General features: G+C 59.9%; 12 protein-coding genes. All 12 read right to left on the bottom strand.

Annotated features, from left to right (window positions below; genetic code table 11):
- The 12 genes from nuoN to J3A65_RS07410 all read right to left on the bottom strand — a co-directional run bounded on the left by nuoN (nt 1) and on the right by J3A65_RS07410 (nt 13,747).
- Nucleotides 1-1,443: an NADH-quinone oxidoreductase subunit NuoN gene (gene nuoN, locus J3A65_RS07465; RefSeq protein ID WP_209900583.1), complete on the bottom strand. Its 1,443-nt coding sequence runs from the start codon at nt 1,441-1,443 to the stop codon at nt 1-3.
- An 18-nt stretch (nt 1,444-1,461) separates the two neighbouring features.
- A complete protein-coding gene (locus J3A65_RS07460) occupies nt 1,462-2,973 on the bottom strand; it encodes an NADH-quinone oxidoreductase subunit M (RefSeq protein WP_062580009.1) in 1,512 nt (503 codons plus the stop codon).
- Entirely contained in the window at nt 2,973-4,973 is a 2,001-nt protein-coding gene (gene nuoL / locus J3A65_RS07455) for an NADH-quinone oxidoreductase subunit L (protein ID WP_209900581.1), read from the bottom strand. Before nuoL ends, J3A65_RS07460 begins: the two co-directional genes overlap by 1 nt.
- Before the next feature lie 7 nt (nt 4,974-4,980).
- Entirely contained in the window at nt 4,981-5,289 is a 309-nt protein-coding gene (nuoK, locus tag J3A65_RS07450) for an NADH-quinone oxidoreductase subunit NuoK (RefSeq protein ID WP_062453229.1), read from the bottom strand.
- Nucleotides 5,290-5,316: 27 nt separating this feature from the next.
- On the bottom strand, nt 5,317-5,931 hold the full coding sequence (locus J3A65_RS07445) for an NADH-quinone oxidoreductase subunit J (protein WP_092661988.1): 615 nt from the start codon (nt 5,929-5,931) through the stop codon (nt 5,317-5,319).
- Nucleotides 5,932-6,070: 139 nt separating this feature from the next.
- Nucleotides 6,071-6,559 (bottom strand): NADH-quinone oxidoreductase subunit NuoI, encoded by a 489-nt coding sequence (gene nuoI, locus J3A65_RS07440; RefSeq protein WP_062580005.1) that lies wholly within the window; start codon nt 6,557-6,559, stop codon nt 6,071-6,073.
- Between the two features lie 39 nt (nt 6,560-6,598).
- Nucleotides 6,599-7,642 carry an NADH-quinone oxidoreductase subunit NuoH gene (nuoH, locus tag J3A65_RS07435; RefSeq protein ID WP_062454722.1) on the bottom strand — a complete coding sequence of 348 codons (1,044 nt, stop codon included), beginning with the start codon at nt 7,640-7,642 and terminating at the stop codon, nt 6,599-6,601.
- Between the two features lie 7 nt (nt 7,643-7,649).
- Nucleotides 7,650-9,731, bottom strand: a complete 2,082-nt coding sequence (gene nuoG / locus J3A65_RS07430) for an NADH-quinone oxidoreductase subunit NuoG (RefSeq protein WP_209900579.1) — start codon at nt 9,729-9,731, stop codon at nt 7,650-7,652.
- A gap of 233 nt (nt 9,732-9,964) precedes the next feature.
- On the bottom strand, nt 9,965-11,269 hold the full coding sequence (gene nuoF, locus J3A65_RS07425) for an NADH-quinone oxidoreductase subunit NuoF (protein WP_092661984.1): 1,305 nt from the start codon (nt 11,267-11,269) through the stop codon (nt 9,965-9,967).
- Nucleotides 11,270-11,360: 91 nt separating this feature from the next.
- Complete coding sequence (gene nuoE, locus J3A65_RS07420) at nt 11,361-12,293, bottom strand: NADH-quinone oxidoreductase subunit NuoE (RefSeq protein ID WP_113167095.1); 933 nt, start codon at nt 12,291-12,293, stop codon at nt 11,361-11,363.
- A 15-nt stretch (nt 12,294-12,308) separates the two neighbouring features.
- On the bottom strand, nt 12,309-12,554 hold the full coding sequence (locus J3A65_RS07415) for a hypothetical protein (protein ID WP_113111260.1): 246 nt from the start codon (nt 12,552-12,554) through the stop codon (nt 12,309-12,311).
- Nucleotides 12,555-12,556: 2 nt separating this feature from the next.
- On the bottom strand, nt 12,557-13,747 hold the full coding sequence (locus J3A65_RS07410) for an NADH-quinone oxidoreductase subunit D (protein ID WP_062453235.1): 1,191 nt from the start codon (nt 13,745-13,747) through the stop codon (nt 12,557-12,559).
- Nucleotides 13,748-13,810 lie beyond the last annotated feature (63 nt).

Raw genomic sequence — 13,810 nt, 5'->3', positions numbered from 1 at the left:
TCAGAAGAACGACTTCGCTGCAGCGCTGGCGGCCGAGCCGATCGGTCCACCGATCAGCACATAGGCGACGACGAACAGGCCGGACAGGCCGAAGATCAGACGTAGTTCGCCGGAGACACGGGCGAACTGACCCTTCGGCTCATCAAACCACATCAGCTTGACGATGCGCAGGTAGTAGTAGGCGCCGACGACGGAAGAGAGCACGCCGATGATTGCCAGCGCATAGAGCTTAGCCTCGATCGCCGCCACGAACACGAAGTACTTGGCGAAGAAGCCTGCGAGCGGCGGAATGCCGGCCATCGAGAACATCAGCGCCGTCAGCACCAGCGCCATGAAGGGCTTGGTCGAGGAAAGACCTGCGAGATCTTTCACGGTTTCGACATAGGTACCGTCTTCGCGGCGCATCGCCATGATGCAGGCAAAGGTGCCGAGCGTCATCACCATGTAGATGGTCATGTAGAGCACGACGCCGGAGACGCCGGTCTCTGTGCCGGCAGAAAGGCCGACCAGTGCGTAGCCCATGTGGCCGATCGAGGAATAGGCCATCAGGCGCTTGATGTTCTTCTGGCCAATCGCTGCGAATGAACCGAGCAGCATGGATGCGATCGCCACGAAGACGATGATCTGGCGCCAGTCAGACAGTATCGGCAGGAAGGCTTCCGATACGACGCGAACCAGGATTGCCATGGCCGCAACCTTGGGCGCCGACGCGAAGAAGGCCGTCACCGGTGTCGGTGCACCTTCGTATACGTCAGGCGTCCACATGTGGAACGGCACGGCAGAGATCTTGAAGCAGGCGCCGGCGAGGATGAAGACCATGCCGAAGATGAGGCCGAGGCCGCGCTCTTCAGACGACAGAACGGTAGCGATTTCGTCAAAGCCGGTATTGCCGGTGAAGCCGTAGACCAGCGACATGCCGTAGAGCATCATGCCCGACGACAGGGCGCCGAGGACGAAGTACTTGAGGCCCGCTTCCGTGGAGCGGAGGTTGTCGCGGCTGAAGGCAGCGACAACATAGAGCGCCAACGACATCAGCTCGAGGCCGAGATAGAAGGCGAGCAGGTCGTTGGCCGAGATCAGCACCATCATGCCGAGCGTCGCGAGAACCAGGAGAACCGGGAATTCGAACTTGTCGAGTTCCAGCGCCTTGGCCTGTCCCATCGACATGACCATGGCGGTGATCGATCCGATCAGTGCCAGGATCTTCATGAAGCGGGCGAACGTATCCGATACGAAGGCGCCGCCAAAGGCCTGGCCGTCGCCGGTCATGAAGATCAGCATGGCGCCTACGACCGCCAGAAGGGCGATCGCAAGACCGGTGACCAGCGGGGCGGATTTCTCGCCGGAGAAGACGCCAATCATCAGAAGGGCGAGCGCGCCTACGGCCAGGATGACTTCCGGCAGGGCCAGACGCAGGCTTTGGCTCAAGAGTTCAGCGGTCATGTCCAGTTTCGTCCCGTCTCAGTGCACATTGAGTGCAAGGTTCTTTGCTGCGGCCAAGGCTGCGGAGTAATTGTTCACCACGAGATCCACCGAGGCTGCGGTCGCGTTAAGGACCGGCATTGGATAGAAACCGTAGAAAATCGTGAGCGCGACCAGTGGGTAGAGCAGGAACTTCTCTCGCGTCGAAAGGTCGAGAAGTGCCTTCAGCTTTTCCTTTTCCAGTGCCCCGAAAATGACCCGGCGATAAAGCCAGAGCGCATAGGACGCGGAAAGGATGACGCCGGTGGCGGCAAACAGTGCCACCCAGGTGTTGACCCGGAAGACGCCCATGATCGTCAGGAATTCGCCGACAAAGCCGGATGTGCCCGGAAGACCGACATTCGCCATGGTGAGGATCATGAAGGCGACGGCGTATTTCGGCATGTTGTTGACGAGACCACCGTAAGCCGAGATCTCGCGGGTATGGAGGCGGTCGTAGACAACGCCGACGCAGAGGAAGAGCGCGCCGGAGACGATGCCATGCGACAGCATCTGGAAGATCGCACCCTGAACGCCCTGCTGGTTTGCCGCAAAGATGCCCATCGTGACGTAGCCCATATGGGCAACCGACGAATAGGCGATCAGCTTCTTGATGTCGTCCTGCATCATCGCCACCAGTGAGGTGTAGATGATGGCAATGACGGACAGCGCGAACACCATCGGCGCGAAGTACTCGGATGCCAGCGGGAACATCTGCAAGAGGATACGGATCATGCCGTAGCCGCCGAGCTTCAGCATGACGCCGGCCAGGATGACCGAACCTGCGGTCGGAGCCTGAACGTGCGCATCCGGAAGCCAGGTGTGGACCGGCCACATCGGCATCTTGACCGCGAAGGCTGCAAAGCATGCAAGCCACAGCCAGGTCTGAACGCCGGCCGGGAAGCCGAACTTCAGAAGCTCGGTCATATCGGTCGTGCCGGCCTGCCAGTACATGGCCATCACGGCCAGCATCATCAGAACCGAACCAAGCAGCGTATAGAGGAACAGCTTGTAGGATGCGTAGACGCGATCCTTGCCGCCCCAGACGCCGATGATGATGAACATCGGGATCAGAGTCGCTTCGAAGAAGATGTAGAAAAGCACGATATCGAGGCCGACGAAGACGCCGGTCATGGCCACCTGCAGGAGCAGGAAGGAAATCATGTATTCCTTGACGCGCTTCTCGATCGCTTCCCAGCTGGCAAGCACGCAGAACGGCATCAGGAATGTCGTCAGGATGACGAACAACATGGAAATGCCGTCGACGCCGAGATGATAGGAAATCCCCGTGCTCAGCCACTCATGCTTTTCGACCATCTGGAAGCCCGGGTTCGAATTGTCGAAACCGATCCAGATGAACAGAGAGACGATAAAGGTGACGACCGTCGTCAGGAGCGCGATGTTGAGCACGTTGCGGCGACCGTTCGCCCCCTCGCCGTTTGTCAGCAAGAGGAGGAGAACGCCGACCAGCGGCAGGAAGGTGACCGTCGAGAGAATTGGCCAGTCGGTCATTACATTGAGCTCCCGAGCATCATCCATGTGACGAGGGCGGCGACGCCGATCAGCATCGCGAACGCGTAGTGATAAAGGTAACCGGACTGCAGCTTGACCACCCGGTCGGTGATATCGACCACGCGGGCGGCGACGCCGTTGGGGCCGTAGTTATCGATGACGGCGACGTCACCCTTCTTCCACAGGAAGCGGCCGAGAGCCTTGGCCGAGCGGACGAAGAGGAAGTCGTAGAGTTCGTCGAAATACCACTTGTTCAGCAGGAACTGGTAGAGGCCCTGCTGCGAAGCGGCGAGACGCTTCGGGGTTTCTGGCGACTTGATGTAGAAGTACCAGGCGGTGACAAGTCCGATCAGCATGGCGATGAATGGCGACAGCGCCACCAGTGCCGGCACGTGGTGGAACTCGTGCAGCAGTTCGTTCTGCTCCGACGTGAACAGCGCGCCCTTCCAGAAGGCGTCGTAGTCGTGGCCGTAGAAGAATTCCTTGAACACGACACCAGCGAGCACTGCGCCGGCTGCCAGGATGTAGAGCGGCACCAGCATGACGTTGGGGCTCTCATGGACGTGATGCATCACTTCATGGCTCGCACGCGGCTTGCCGAAGAAGGTGAGGAAGATCAGGCGCCACGAATAGAAGCTCGTGAACATCGCGGCAATGACCAGCAGAGTGAAGGCAAAGCCTGCAACCGGCGAATGGGACGCGTAGGTTGCCTCGATGATGAAGTCCTTCGAGAAGAAGCCTGCAAAACCGATCGGCGTGAACGGAATGCCGACGCCGGTGATGGCAAGCGTGCCGATCAGCATCATGGCGAAGGTCAGCTTGATGTGGCTGCGCAGGCCGCCCATGTGGCGCATGTCCTGCTCGCCATCGACGGCGTGGATGACCGAGCCGGCGCATAGGAACAGGAGAGCCTTGAAGAAGGCATGCGTGAACAGGTGGAATACAGCGGCGCCATAAGCGCCGACGCCAAGCGCCACGAACATGTAGCCGAGCTGCGAACAGGTCGAGTAGGCAATAACGCGCTTGATGTCGTTTTGCACGAGGCCGACGGTTGCCGCGAAGAAAGCGGTGATCGCGCCGATGATGGTGACGATGGTCAGCGCATCCGGCGACAGTTCAAACACTGGCGACATGCGGGCGACAAGGAAGACGCCGGCGGTGACCATGGTTGCTGCGTGGATGAGGGCCGAGACCGGGGTCGGGCCTTCCATCGCGTCCGGCAACCAGGTGTGCAGCAGGAACTGCGCCGACTTGCCCATGGCGCCCATGAACAGCAGCAGGCAGACGACGGTGAGTGCTGTCGCCCGTGTCAGTTCCATGCCGAAGATGTTGGCGATGACCTGGGTGGCTTCAGGCGCACCTTCAGCCGGCAGGTAGTTGGCGGCTGCGGCAAAGATGGTTTCGAAGCTGATCGAACCGAACAGAACGAACAGGCCGGCGATCCCGAGAATGAAGCCGAAGTCGCCGACGCGGTTGACGATGAACGCCTTCATGGCCGCAGCCGATGCGGACGGCTTCTTGTACCAGAAGCCAATCAGCAGATAGGACGCGAGACCCACGCCTTCCCAGCCGAAGAACATCTGCGCCAGGTTGTCGGACGTGATCAGCATCAACATCGCGAAGGTAAACAGCGACAGGTAAGCGAAGAACCGCGGGCGATGCGGATCGTGGTGCATGTAGCCGATCGAGTAGATATGTACGAGCGTCGACACGGAGTTGACCACGACGAACATGATCGCGCTCAGCGTATCGATGCGGAACGCCCATTCGACGTCGATGCCGCCCGACTGCATCCACTGCATCACCGGAACCTTGATGACTTCGCCGGCTTCGCCGTGGTGAAGGGCCACGTTGAAGAAGACGATCCAGGAGAGGATCGCCGCGATGATCATCAGACCGCTGGTGACGTATTCGGAAGCCTTGGCACCGATCTGGCGGCCGAACAGGCCGGCGATCAGGAAGCCGATCAGGGGAAGAAAGACGATTGCCTTGTAGATCATGACCCGATCAGCCCTTCATCATATTGACGTCTTCGACCGCGATCGAGCCGCGGTTGCGGTAGAAGACGACGAGAATTGCAAGACCGATGGCGGCTTCCGCAGCAGCGACGGTCAGAATGAACAGTGCGAACACCTGGCCGACGATGTCGTTCAGGAAGGATGAGAAGGCCACCATGTTGAGGTTGACCGCGAGCAGGATCAGCTCGACCGACATCAGGATGATGATGACGTTCTTGCGGTTCAGGAAGATGCCGAACACGCCGAGCGTGAACAGGATGGCACTGACCGTGAGATAGTGGGAAAGACCGATTTCCATGTTTGTTGTTCCTTGTTCCCGCTACCTTCAGAGACCCTGGCCGGACTTGACCTTGACCACCTCGACGGCGGTTTCGGGCGTCCGTGCGACCTGCCTGGAAATATCCTGGCGCTTGACGTTGGTGCGATGGCGCAGCGTCAGCACGATGGCGCCGATCATTGCGACCAGAAGCACCATGCCGGCGAGCTGGAAGAAATAGACGTAATTCGTATAGAGCACATCGCCGAGAGCGGCCGTGTTGGTGCGCACGGCAGGGTTCGGGATCGGCATTGTGATGGAACTCGCCGCCTCAGGCGCCAGAACCGAGCCGCCGATCACGACGATCAGTTCAGCCGCGAGGATCAGCCCGATGACGATGCCGATCGGCGCGTATTGAAGAATACCGGAGCGCAGTTCGGCAAAGTCGATGTCGAGCATCATCACGACGAACAGGAAGAGAACCGCGACCGCGCCGATATAGACGACGAGCAGGATCATCGCCAGGAACTCGGCCCCGGTCAGCAGGAACAGTCCCGCCGAGTTGAAGAAGGTGAGGATGAGGAAGAGCACCGAATGGACCGGGTTCTTGGCCGAGATGACCATGAACGCCGACGCCACCGCGATGAACGCGAAGATGTAGAAAAAGATAGCCTGCAGACCCATCGTGGTGCCTTTTCGTTCCTCATCGGGCGGCGCTTCCAAAAAGCCCCCTGCCCGTCAGAACCCGGCGCTTCGAACGCACCGAGATTAAATGACCAATGCTTGCCCGGCGCCCGATCAGAGCGACGGCATGCTCGCCCTGTTACCGGTAGGGCGAGTCGATCCCGATGTTGCGCGCAATTTCACGCTCCCAACGATCGCCGTTTTCGAGAAGACGTGCCTTGTCGAAATACAGTTCTTCGCGGGTTTCCGTCGAGAATTCGAAATTCGGACCTTCGACGATAGCATCGACCGGGCAGGCTTCCTGGCAGAAGCCGCAGTAGATGCACTTCACCATGTCGATATCGTAACGAACCGTGCGGCGCGTACCGTCGTTGCGGCGCGGGCCGGCTTCAATGGTGATCGCCTGGGCGGGACAGATCGCCTCGCACAGCTTGCAGGCGATGCAACGCTCTTCGCCATTCGGATAGCGGCGCAGTGCGTGTTCACCACGGAAGCGCGGCGAGACCGGGCCCTTTTCGAACGGGTAGTTGATCGTCGCCTTCTGCTTGAAGAAATACCTCATCGACAGGAAGAAGGCGCCGACGAATTCCTTCAGGAACAGCGAGTTGATAGCCTGGGCAATAGCCATCTTATTCTCCAATGATGCCGAGTGACGAACGGGCCATGATCATGCCCATCCCATCAGTTTCAGCACGAATGCAACGATCACGACCATGGCGAGCGACAGAGGCAGAAACACCTTCCAGCCGAGACGCATGAGTTGGTCGTAGCGATAGCGCGGTACGAAGGCCTTCACCATAGCGAACATGAAGAAGACCATGGAGCCTTTCAGCATGAACCAGATGATGCCGGGAACCCAGTTGAGGAACCAGACGTCTACCGGCGGCAGCCAGCCTCCGAGGAAAAGAATAGTGGTCAGCGAGCACATCATCAGGATGGCGGCATATTCGCCGAGCATCAGCATCATGTATGGCGCTGACGAATACTCGACCATGTAACCGGCGACAAGTTCGGATTCCGCTTCCGGCAAATCGAACGGGGGACGGTTGGTTTCTGCCAAGGCCGAGATGAAGAAGATCACGAACATCGGGAACAGTGCCAGCCAGTGCCAGTCGAGGAACGAGGCCGGCAGACCCATCATCGTGCCGAGGCCGTCATGCTGTGCATTGACGATGTCGGTCAGGTTGAGCGAGCCGACGCAGAGCAGGACCGAGACGATGACGAAGCCGATAGAGACTTCGTAGGACACCATCTGCGCTGCGGAGCGGAGCGCACCGAGGAACGGGTATTTCGAGTTCGATGCCCAGCCGGCCATGATGATGCCGTAGACTTCGAGCGACGAGATCGCGAAGACGTAGAGGATACCGACATTGATGTTGGCGATAACCCAGTTCTGGCTGAACGGGATGACCGCCCAGGTAGCCAGCGCCAGCGTCACCGAAATCAGTGGAGCCAGAAGGAAGACGCCCTTGTTGGCGCCAGCCGGAATGATCGGCTCCTTCAGGATGAACTTCAAAAGGTCGGCGAAGGACTGGAACAGACCGAACGGACCAACGACGTTGGGACCACGGCGCAGCTGAACGGCCGCCCAGATCTTGCGGTCGGCGAGAAGGATATAGGCAATGAAGACCAGAAGGCAGACCAGGAGCAGAAGAGACTGCCCAACCATGATCAGTGCCGGCCAAACGTAGGTCCAGAAGAACGAATCCATGTTCATATTACTCCGCCGCAACCTGGAAATTGTTGCGGGCCAGTGCCGAGCACTCCGCCATGACGGCAGATGCGCGGGCGATCGGGTTGGTCAGATAGAAATCCTTGATCGGCGTCGTGAAGCCGCCCTTGGAAAGCTCAACGGATTTCAGGCCGAGGGTGGCGATGTCGTTGACCGAACCGGTCGCGATCTCGTCGAGATCCGCAAAATGCGGGTGATCCGCATAGAGCTTCGCACGCAGAGCATAAAGCGAATCGAACGGCAGCTTCTTGCCGAGCACATCGGACAGGGCGCGGATGATTGCCCAATCCTCGCGGGCTTCGCCCGGCGCGAAGCCGGCACGGTTGCCCATCTGGACGCGGCCTTCGGTGTTGACCCAGGTTCCAGACTTTTCCGTGTAGGTCGCTGCCGGCAGGATGACGTCGGCGGTATGCGCGCCGTTGTCGCCGTGGCTGCCGATATAGACGGTGAACTTGGCGTATTTCGTCGAGAACTCCATCTCGTCGGCGCCAAGCAGGAAGAGAACGTCCATCGACTTCAGCATGGTTGCGGCATTGGCACCCTTGGCACCCGGCACGAAGCCGAGATCGAGGCCACCTACGCGCGATGCTGCGGTGTGCAGGACGCCGAAACCGTTCCACTCGTCGGTCAGCGCGCCAACGGAACCGGCAAGCTTTGCCGCTGCCTGGAGAATCGCGAGACCATCCGGACGCGAGAGAGCCCCCTGCCCTACGATGATCATCGGGTTCTTCACGCCGCGCAGCTTTTCCGCAAAGCTGTTGCTTCCCGACGAAAGCTCGGCAAGCGAGTCCGGGCCGGCGCCGAGATAATCATAGGCGTAGCGGAGTTCGCTTACTTCGCCGATCACGCCGATCGGGAAGTTGCCGCGACGGAAACGCTTGCGAATGCGGGCGTTTAGAACCGAAGCTTCATAGCGCGGGTTGGCGCCGATCAGGAGCAAGCCACCGGCCTGTTCGATGCCTTCGATGGTCGGGTTGAAGATGTAGCTGCCGCGACCAAGCGACGGATCGAGCGCCGTCCCGTCCTGGCGACAATCGAGGTTTTCCGAACCGAGCGAGTTCATCAGCGACTTCAGCGCGTACATTTCCTCGACCGAAGCCAGATCGCCGGCAATTGCGCCGATCTTGTCCCCTGATGTCGCGGAAACAGCGGTCTTGATCGCTGCGAAGGCTTCGGCCCAGCTTGCAGCCTGCAGACGGCCGTCCTTGCGGACGTAAGGGCGATCGAGGCGCTGGGTCTTCAAACCGTCCCAGATGAAGCGGGTCTTGTCCGAGATCCACTCTTCGTTCACCTGCTCGTTGACGCGCGGCATGATGCGCATCACTTCGCGGCCGCGGGTGTCGACGCGAATTGCGGAGCCGACGGCATCCATGACGTCGATCGATTCGGTCTTGTTCAGTTCCCAAGGACGGGCCGTGAAGGCGAACGGCTTGGAGGTGAGCGCACCGACGGGGCAGAGATCGACGACGTTGCCCTGAAGCTCCGAGGTCATCGCATGCTCAAGGTAGGTCGTGATTTCGGCATCTTCGCCGCGGCCGATCAGGCCAAGCTCGGAAATGCCGCCGACTTCGGTCGTGAAGCGAACGCAGCGCGTGCAGTGGATGCAGCGGTTCATCACGGTCTTGACGAGCGGGCCGATATACTTGTCTTCGACGGCGCGCTTGTTTTCGGTGTAGCGCGAGCTATCGATGCCGAAGGCCATCGCCTGGTCCTGCAGGTCGCATTCGCCACCCTGGTCGCAGATCGGGCAATCCAGCGGATGGTTGATCAGCAGGAATTCCATCACGCCTTCGCGGGCCTTCTTGACCATCGGCGTGTTGGTGAAGACTTCCGGCAGTTCGCCATTCGGGCCGCCGCGAATATCGCGCACGCCCATCGCGCAGGATGCCGCCGGCTTTGGCGGGCCACCCTTTACCTCGATCAGGCACATGCGACAGTTGCCTGCCACGGACAGACGCTCGTGGAAACAAAAGCGCGGGATTTCGGCGCCGGCTTCCTCACACGCCTGAAGCAGCGTGAAATGATCCGGGACTTCGATTTCCTTGCCGTCTACCTTCAGCTTCGTCATCGTCTTAACTACGTCCTCAGTTCATCCATCAGCCGTCTCGCCGAGGGACACATTCCTTACTTCAACAGCGCCCTCGCCTGGCCGACCCAGTCGCCCCGCGAAATGCGCCCATCGAAACCCAAGTCGTCTTCGAACCGGGCAATATCTGTTTCGGACCAAGCGGCGATCGCGGCAAGCCCGCCAACACCTTTGTCCTTCGAATTCTTTCCAACCTTCGGGCTGATGCCGTCCGGTTACTCCGCTGCTTCCAGAACTGCGCCGTGCGAGGTCGAGTCCTTCGTGTACTGGTCGATACGCGCCTCGATTTCAGGGCGGAAATTGCGGATCAGGCCCTGGACCGGCCAAGCGGCCGCATCACCCAGCGCACAGATCGTGTGACCCTCGATCTGCTTCGAGACCTGAAATAGCATGTCGATTTCGCGCTTCTGCGCGTTGCCGCGCACCATGCGCTCGAGAACGCGCATCATCCAGCCCGTGCCTTCGCGGCAAGGTGTACACTGGCCGCAGCTCTCGTGCTTGAAGAAGGCTGCGATGCGCCAGATCGCCTTGATGACGTCGGTCGACTTGTCCATGACGATCATGCCGCCCGTGCCGAACGACGATTTCACGTCGCGCATGCCGTCAAAGTCCATGATGGCATCGGCCATGTCTTCGCCGCGAACGATCGGGCAGGACGCGCCGCCGGGAATGACGCCGAGAAGGTTATCCCAACCGCCGCGGATACCGCCGCAATGATGCTCGATGATCTCGCGGAACGACAGACCCATCGCCTCTTCAAAGGTGCAGGGCTTGTTGACGTGACCAGACACCATGAACAGCTTGGTGCCGACATTGTTCGGACGACCGATCGACGAGAACCACGAGGCTCCGCGGCGCAGAATGGTCGGCGCAACAGCGATCGATTCGACGTTGTTGACGGTCGTCGGGCAGCCGTAGAGACCCATATTGGCCGGAAACGGAGGCTTCAGGCGCGGCTGGCCCTTCTTGCCTTCGAGGCTTTCGAGGAGCGCCGTCTCTTCGCCGCAGATATAGGCACCGGCGCCGTGATGGACGTAGATGTCGAAATCCCAGCCGTTCTTGTTGTTCACGCCGAGAAGACCGGCAGCATAGCATTCATCGATCGCCGCCTGGAGGTCTTCACGCTCGCGCATGTATTCGCCGCGGACATAGATGTAGGCGGTATGCGCGTTCATGGCGAAACCGGCGATCACGCAGCCTTCGATCAGCGTATGCGGATCGTTGCGCATGATTTCACGGTCCTTGCAGGTGCCGGGTTCCGATTCGTCGGCATTGACGACAAGGTAGTGCGGGCGACCATCGGACTCCTTCGGCATGAAGGACCACTTGAGCCCGGTCGGGAAGCCTGCGCCACCACGACCGCGAAGACCGGAAGCCTTCATCTCGTTGATGATCCAGTCGCGGCCTTTCTCGATGATGATCTTCGTACCATCCCAGTGGCCACGGCTCATCGCGCCCTTCAAGGACTTGTCCTTGAGACCGTAGATATTGGTGAAAATGCGATCCTGGTCTTGCAACATGATCTATCTACCTACTCGACCGACTTTATCACATCGGATGTCATCATCAGCATGCCCGTAGTGACGGACCGAAACTTTGCCGCGCCCATCATCAGGAGCTTTCCCCTTCAGGCTTCGGCTTGCGGCTGCGCTTCGGCTTCGTCTCGCCCGAGGGAACGCCGAGCTCTGCCGGTGCGCCTTCGGCCTTGCTGCCGGTTGCCGCTGGCGCCGTGTCGGTTGTCGTCGGCGAACCTTCGCCCTTCTCGGCAACCTTGACGTTTTCGGCAGCAGCCTTCGGCGCCGTGACCGGCGTCTTCAGCGACTTGTCGGTCTCAGGCGCCGTATCCTTTGGACGACCGGCATTTGCCGGCGGCACGGATGCGCCTTCGGTCACAGCCTGTGGCTGCGGCTCGAGATTGGTGCGAACAGGCTTGATATCGTCGACCAGCGTGATCGGAGCACCGATCGGTGCCGACTCATGACGGTCGATCTGCGGACCGGTCTTGACCTCGGCGCCCTTGCCTGCCTCGAACGTGTCGATGATTTCTTCAAGACGCTCGGGGGTCAGGTCCTCGTAGGCATCCTTGAAGATGATCACCATCGGCGCGTTGACGCAGGCGCCCTGACACTCGACCTCTTCCCAGGACAACGTGCCGGTTGCATTGAGATGCAGCGGATCGTGGTGGATCTTCTTCTGACAGACCTTGATCAGGTCTTCCGAACCGCGAAGCATACAAGGCGTCGTGCCGCAGACCTGGATATGCGCACGGGTGCCGATCGGCTTCAGCTGGAACTGGGTATAGAAGGTCGCGACTTCGAGAACGCGGATATAGGCCATGTCGAGCTTGGCGGCGATATGCTCGATGGCGGAACGGGTGACCCAGCCATCCTGCTCCTGCGCACGCATCAACAACGGAATGACGGCCGACTGCTGCCGGCCTTCCGGGTATTTCCTGATCGTTGCCTCTGCCCAGACCGCATTCTCCTCGTTGAAGGAGAAGTTTGCCGGCTGGAACTGTTCTTCGGCTAGTCGACGAACGGACATGCTTTCAACGCCTTATCAGTTTATGACCCCGCACCGCGATCTCGTGAGGGTCACGAATTCGCAGGCATAGGCCGTCTTGTCTTTCTGCATGAACACGATCAGCTTCGTGCCGTTGAGTACGGATGTCTTGATCTCGTATCCCTCGGACAGGAGCGTAGCCATCGACGCCGAACCGCCGCTGACACTCGACAGCGCCTCCTGCGCCTGCGAGACCGCAGGAGCAGAGAGCACGAGAGCAGCGGCTGCGACGGCGCGAAGCATCATCAGCGGTCAACCTCACCGAACACGATGTCCAGAGAACCGAGCACCGCGGACACGTCCGCCAGCTGGTGTCCGCGACAGATGAAGTCCATCGCCTGGAGATGTGCATAACCCGGAGCGCGGATCTTGCAGCGGTAGGGCTTGTTGGTGCCGTCGGCGACCAGGAACACGCCGAATTCGCCCTTTGGCGCTTCGACGGCCGCGTAAACTTCGCCGGCCGGAACGTGGTAGCCTTCGGTGTAGAGCTTAAAGTGGTGGATCAGCGCTTCCATCGAACGCTTCATCTCGCCACGCTTTGGCGGCACGACCTTGCCGTCGGTCGAAGACACTGGGCCGGTCTTTGCGTCGCTGAGCAGACGATTGACGCACTGCTTCATGATCTTGCAGGATTCGCGCATCTCGATCATGCGGATCAGGTAGCGGTCGTAGCAATCGCCGTTCTTGCCGATCGGAATATCGAAGTCGAGGTCGGCGTAGCATTCGTAAGGCTGCGACTTGCGCAGATCCCATGCCGCGCCCGAACCGCGCACCATGACGCCGGAGAAGCCCCAGGCCCATGCATCATCGAGACTGACGACGCCGATATCGACGTTGCGCTGCTTGAAAATACGGTTGCCGGTCAGAAGGTCGTCGATGTCGTCGAGCTTTGCCGGGAATTCATCGCACCACTGGCCGATGTCTTCGACCAGTTCCACCGGCAGGTCCTGATGGACGCCGCCCGGACGGAAGTATGCCGCATGCATGCGGGCGCCGCAGGCGCGCTCATAGAACACCATCAGCTTTTCGCGTTCTTCGAAGCCCCAAAGCGGCGGGGTCAGAGCGCCGACGTCCATGGCCTGCGTCGTGACGTTCAGAAGATGCGAGAGGATACGGCCGATTTCCGAATAGAGAACGCGGATCAGCTGACCGCGGATCGGGATCTCGAGGCCGAGCAGCTTTTCGACCGCGAGCGAGTAGGCATGCTCCTGGTTCATCGGCGCGACGTAATCGAGCCGGTCGAAATAGGGCAAGGCCTGCAGATAGGTCTTGGTCTCGATAAGCTTTTCGGTGCCGCGATGCAGGAGACCGATATGCGGATCGACACGCTCGACGATCTCGCCATCCAGTTCCAGCACCAGACGCAGAACGCCGTGGGCAGCCGGATGCTGCGGACCGAAGTTGATATTGAAGTTCCGGACGTTGTGTTCCGTCATTTCAGCGCTCCGCGCTTTGGAAAATGGGCAACCGCCCGAAATTCTGCTTCATCGTCATGTCAA

Origin of the sequence: Rhizobium sp. PvP014, assembly GCF_017876855.1 — a bacterium.
Classification (GTDB): domain Bacteria; phylum Pseudomonadota; class Alphaproteobacteria; order Rhizobiales; family Rhizobiaceae; genus Neorhizobium; species Neorhizobium soli.
Note: the sequence above shows the minus strand (reverse complement) of the source record. Positions and strands in the feature narration are given on the sequence as shown.

Coding starts and splice junctions, on each gene's coding strand:
- J3A65_RS07460 (WP_062580009.1), bottom strand. CDS start 2,973: ATGACCGACTGGCCAATTCTCTCGACGGTCACCTTCCTGCCGCTGGTC.
- nuoI (WP_062580005.1), bottom strand. CDS start 6,559: ATGGCTATTGCCCAGGCTATCAACTCGCTGTTCCTGAAGGAATTCGTC.
- nuoF (WP_092661984.1), bottom strand. CDS start 11,269: ATGTTGCAAGACCAGGATCGCATTTTCACCAATATCTACGGTCTCAAG.
- nuoK (WP_062453229.1), bottom strand. CDS start 5,289: ATGGAAATCGGTCTTTCCCACTATCTCACGGTCAGTGCCATCCTGTTC.
- nuoE (WP_113167095.1), bottom strand. CDS start 12,293: ATGTCCGTTCGTCGACTAGCCGAAGAACAGTTCCAGCCGGCAAACTTC.
- J3A65_RS07445 (WP_092661988.1), bottom strand. CDS start 5,931: ATGGGTCTGCAGGCTATCTTTTTCTACATCTTCGCGTTCATCGCGGTG.
- J3A65_RS07415 (WP_113111260.1), bottom strand. CDS start 12,554: ATGCTTCGCGCCGTCGCAGCCGCTGCTCTCGTGCTCTCTGCTCCTGCG.
- nuoN (WP_209900583.1), bottom strand. CDS start 1,443: ATGACCGCTGAACTCTTGAGCCAAAGCCTGCGTCTGGCCCTGCCGGAA.
- nuoH (WP_062454722.1), bottom strand. CDS start 7,642: ATGGATTCGTTCTTCTGGACCTACGTTTGGCCGGCACTGATCATGGTT.
- nuoG (WP_209900579.1), bottom strand. CDS start 9,731: ATGACGAAGCTGAAGGTAGACGGCAAGGAAATCGAAGTCCCGGATCAT.
- J3A65_RS07410 (WP_062453235.1), bottom strand. CDS start 13,747: ATGACGGAACACAACGTCCGGAACTTCAATATCAACTTCGGTCCGCAG.
- nuoL (WP_209900581.1), bottom strand. CDS start 4,973: ATGATCTACAAGGCAATCGTCTTTCTTCCCCTGATCGGCTTCCTGATC.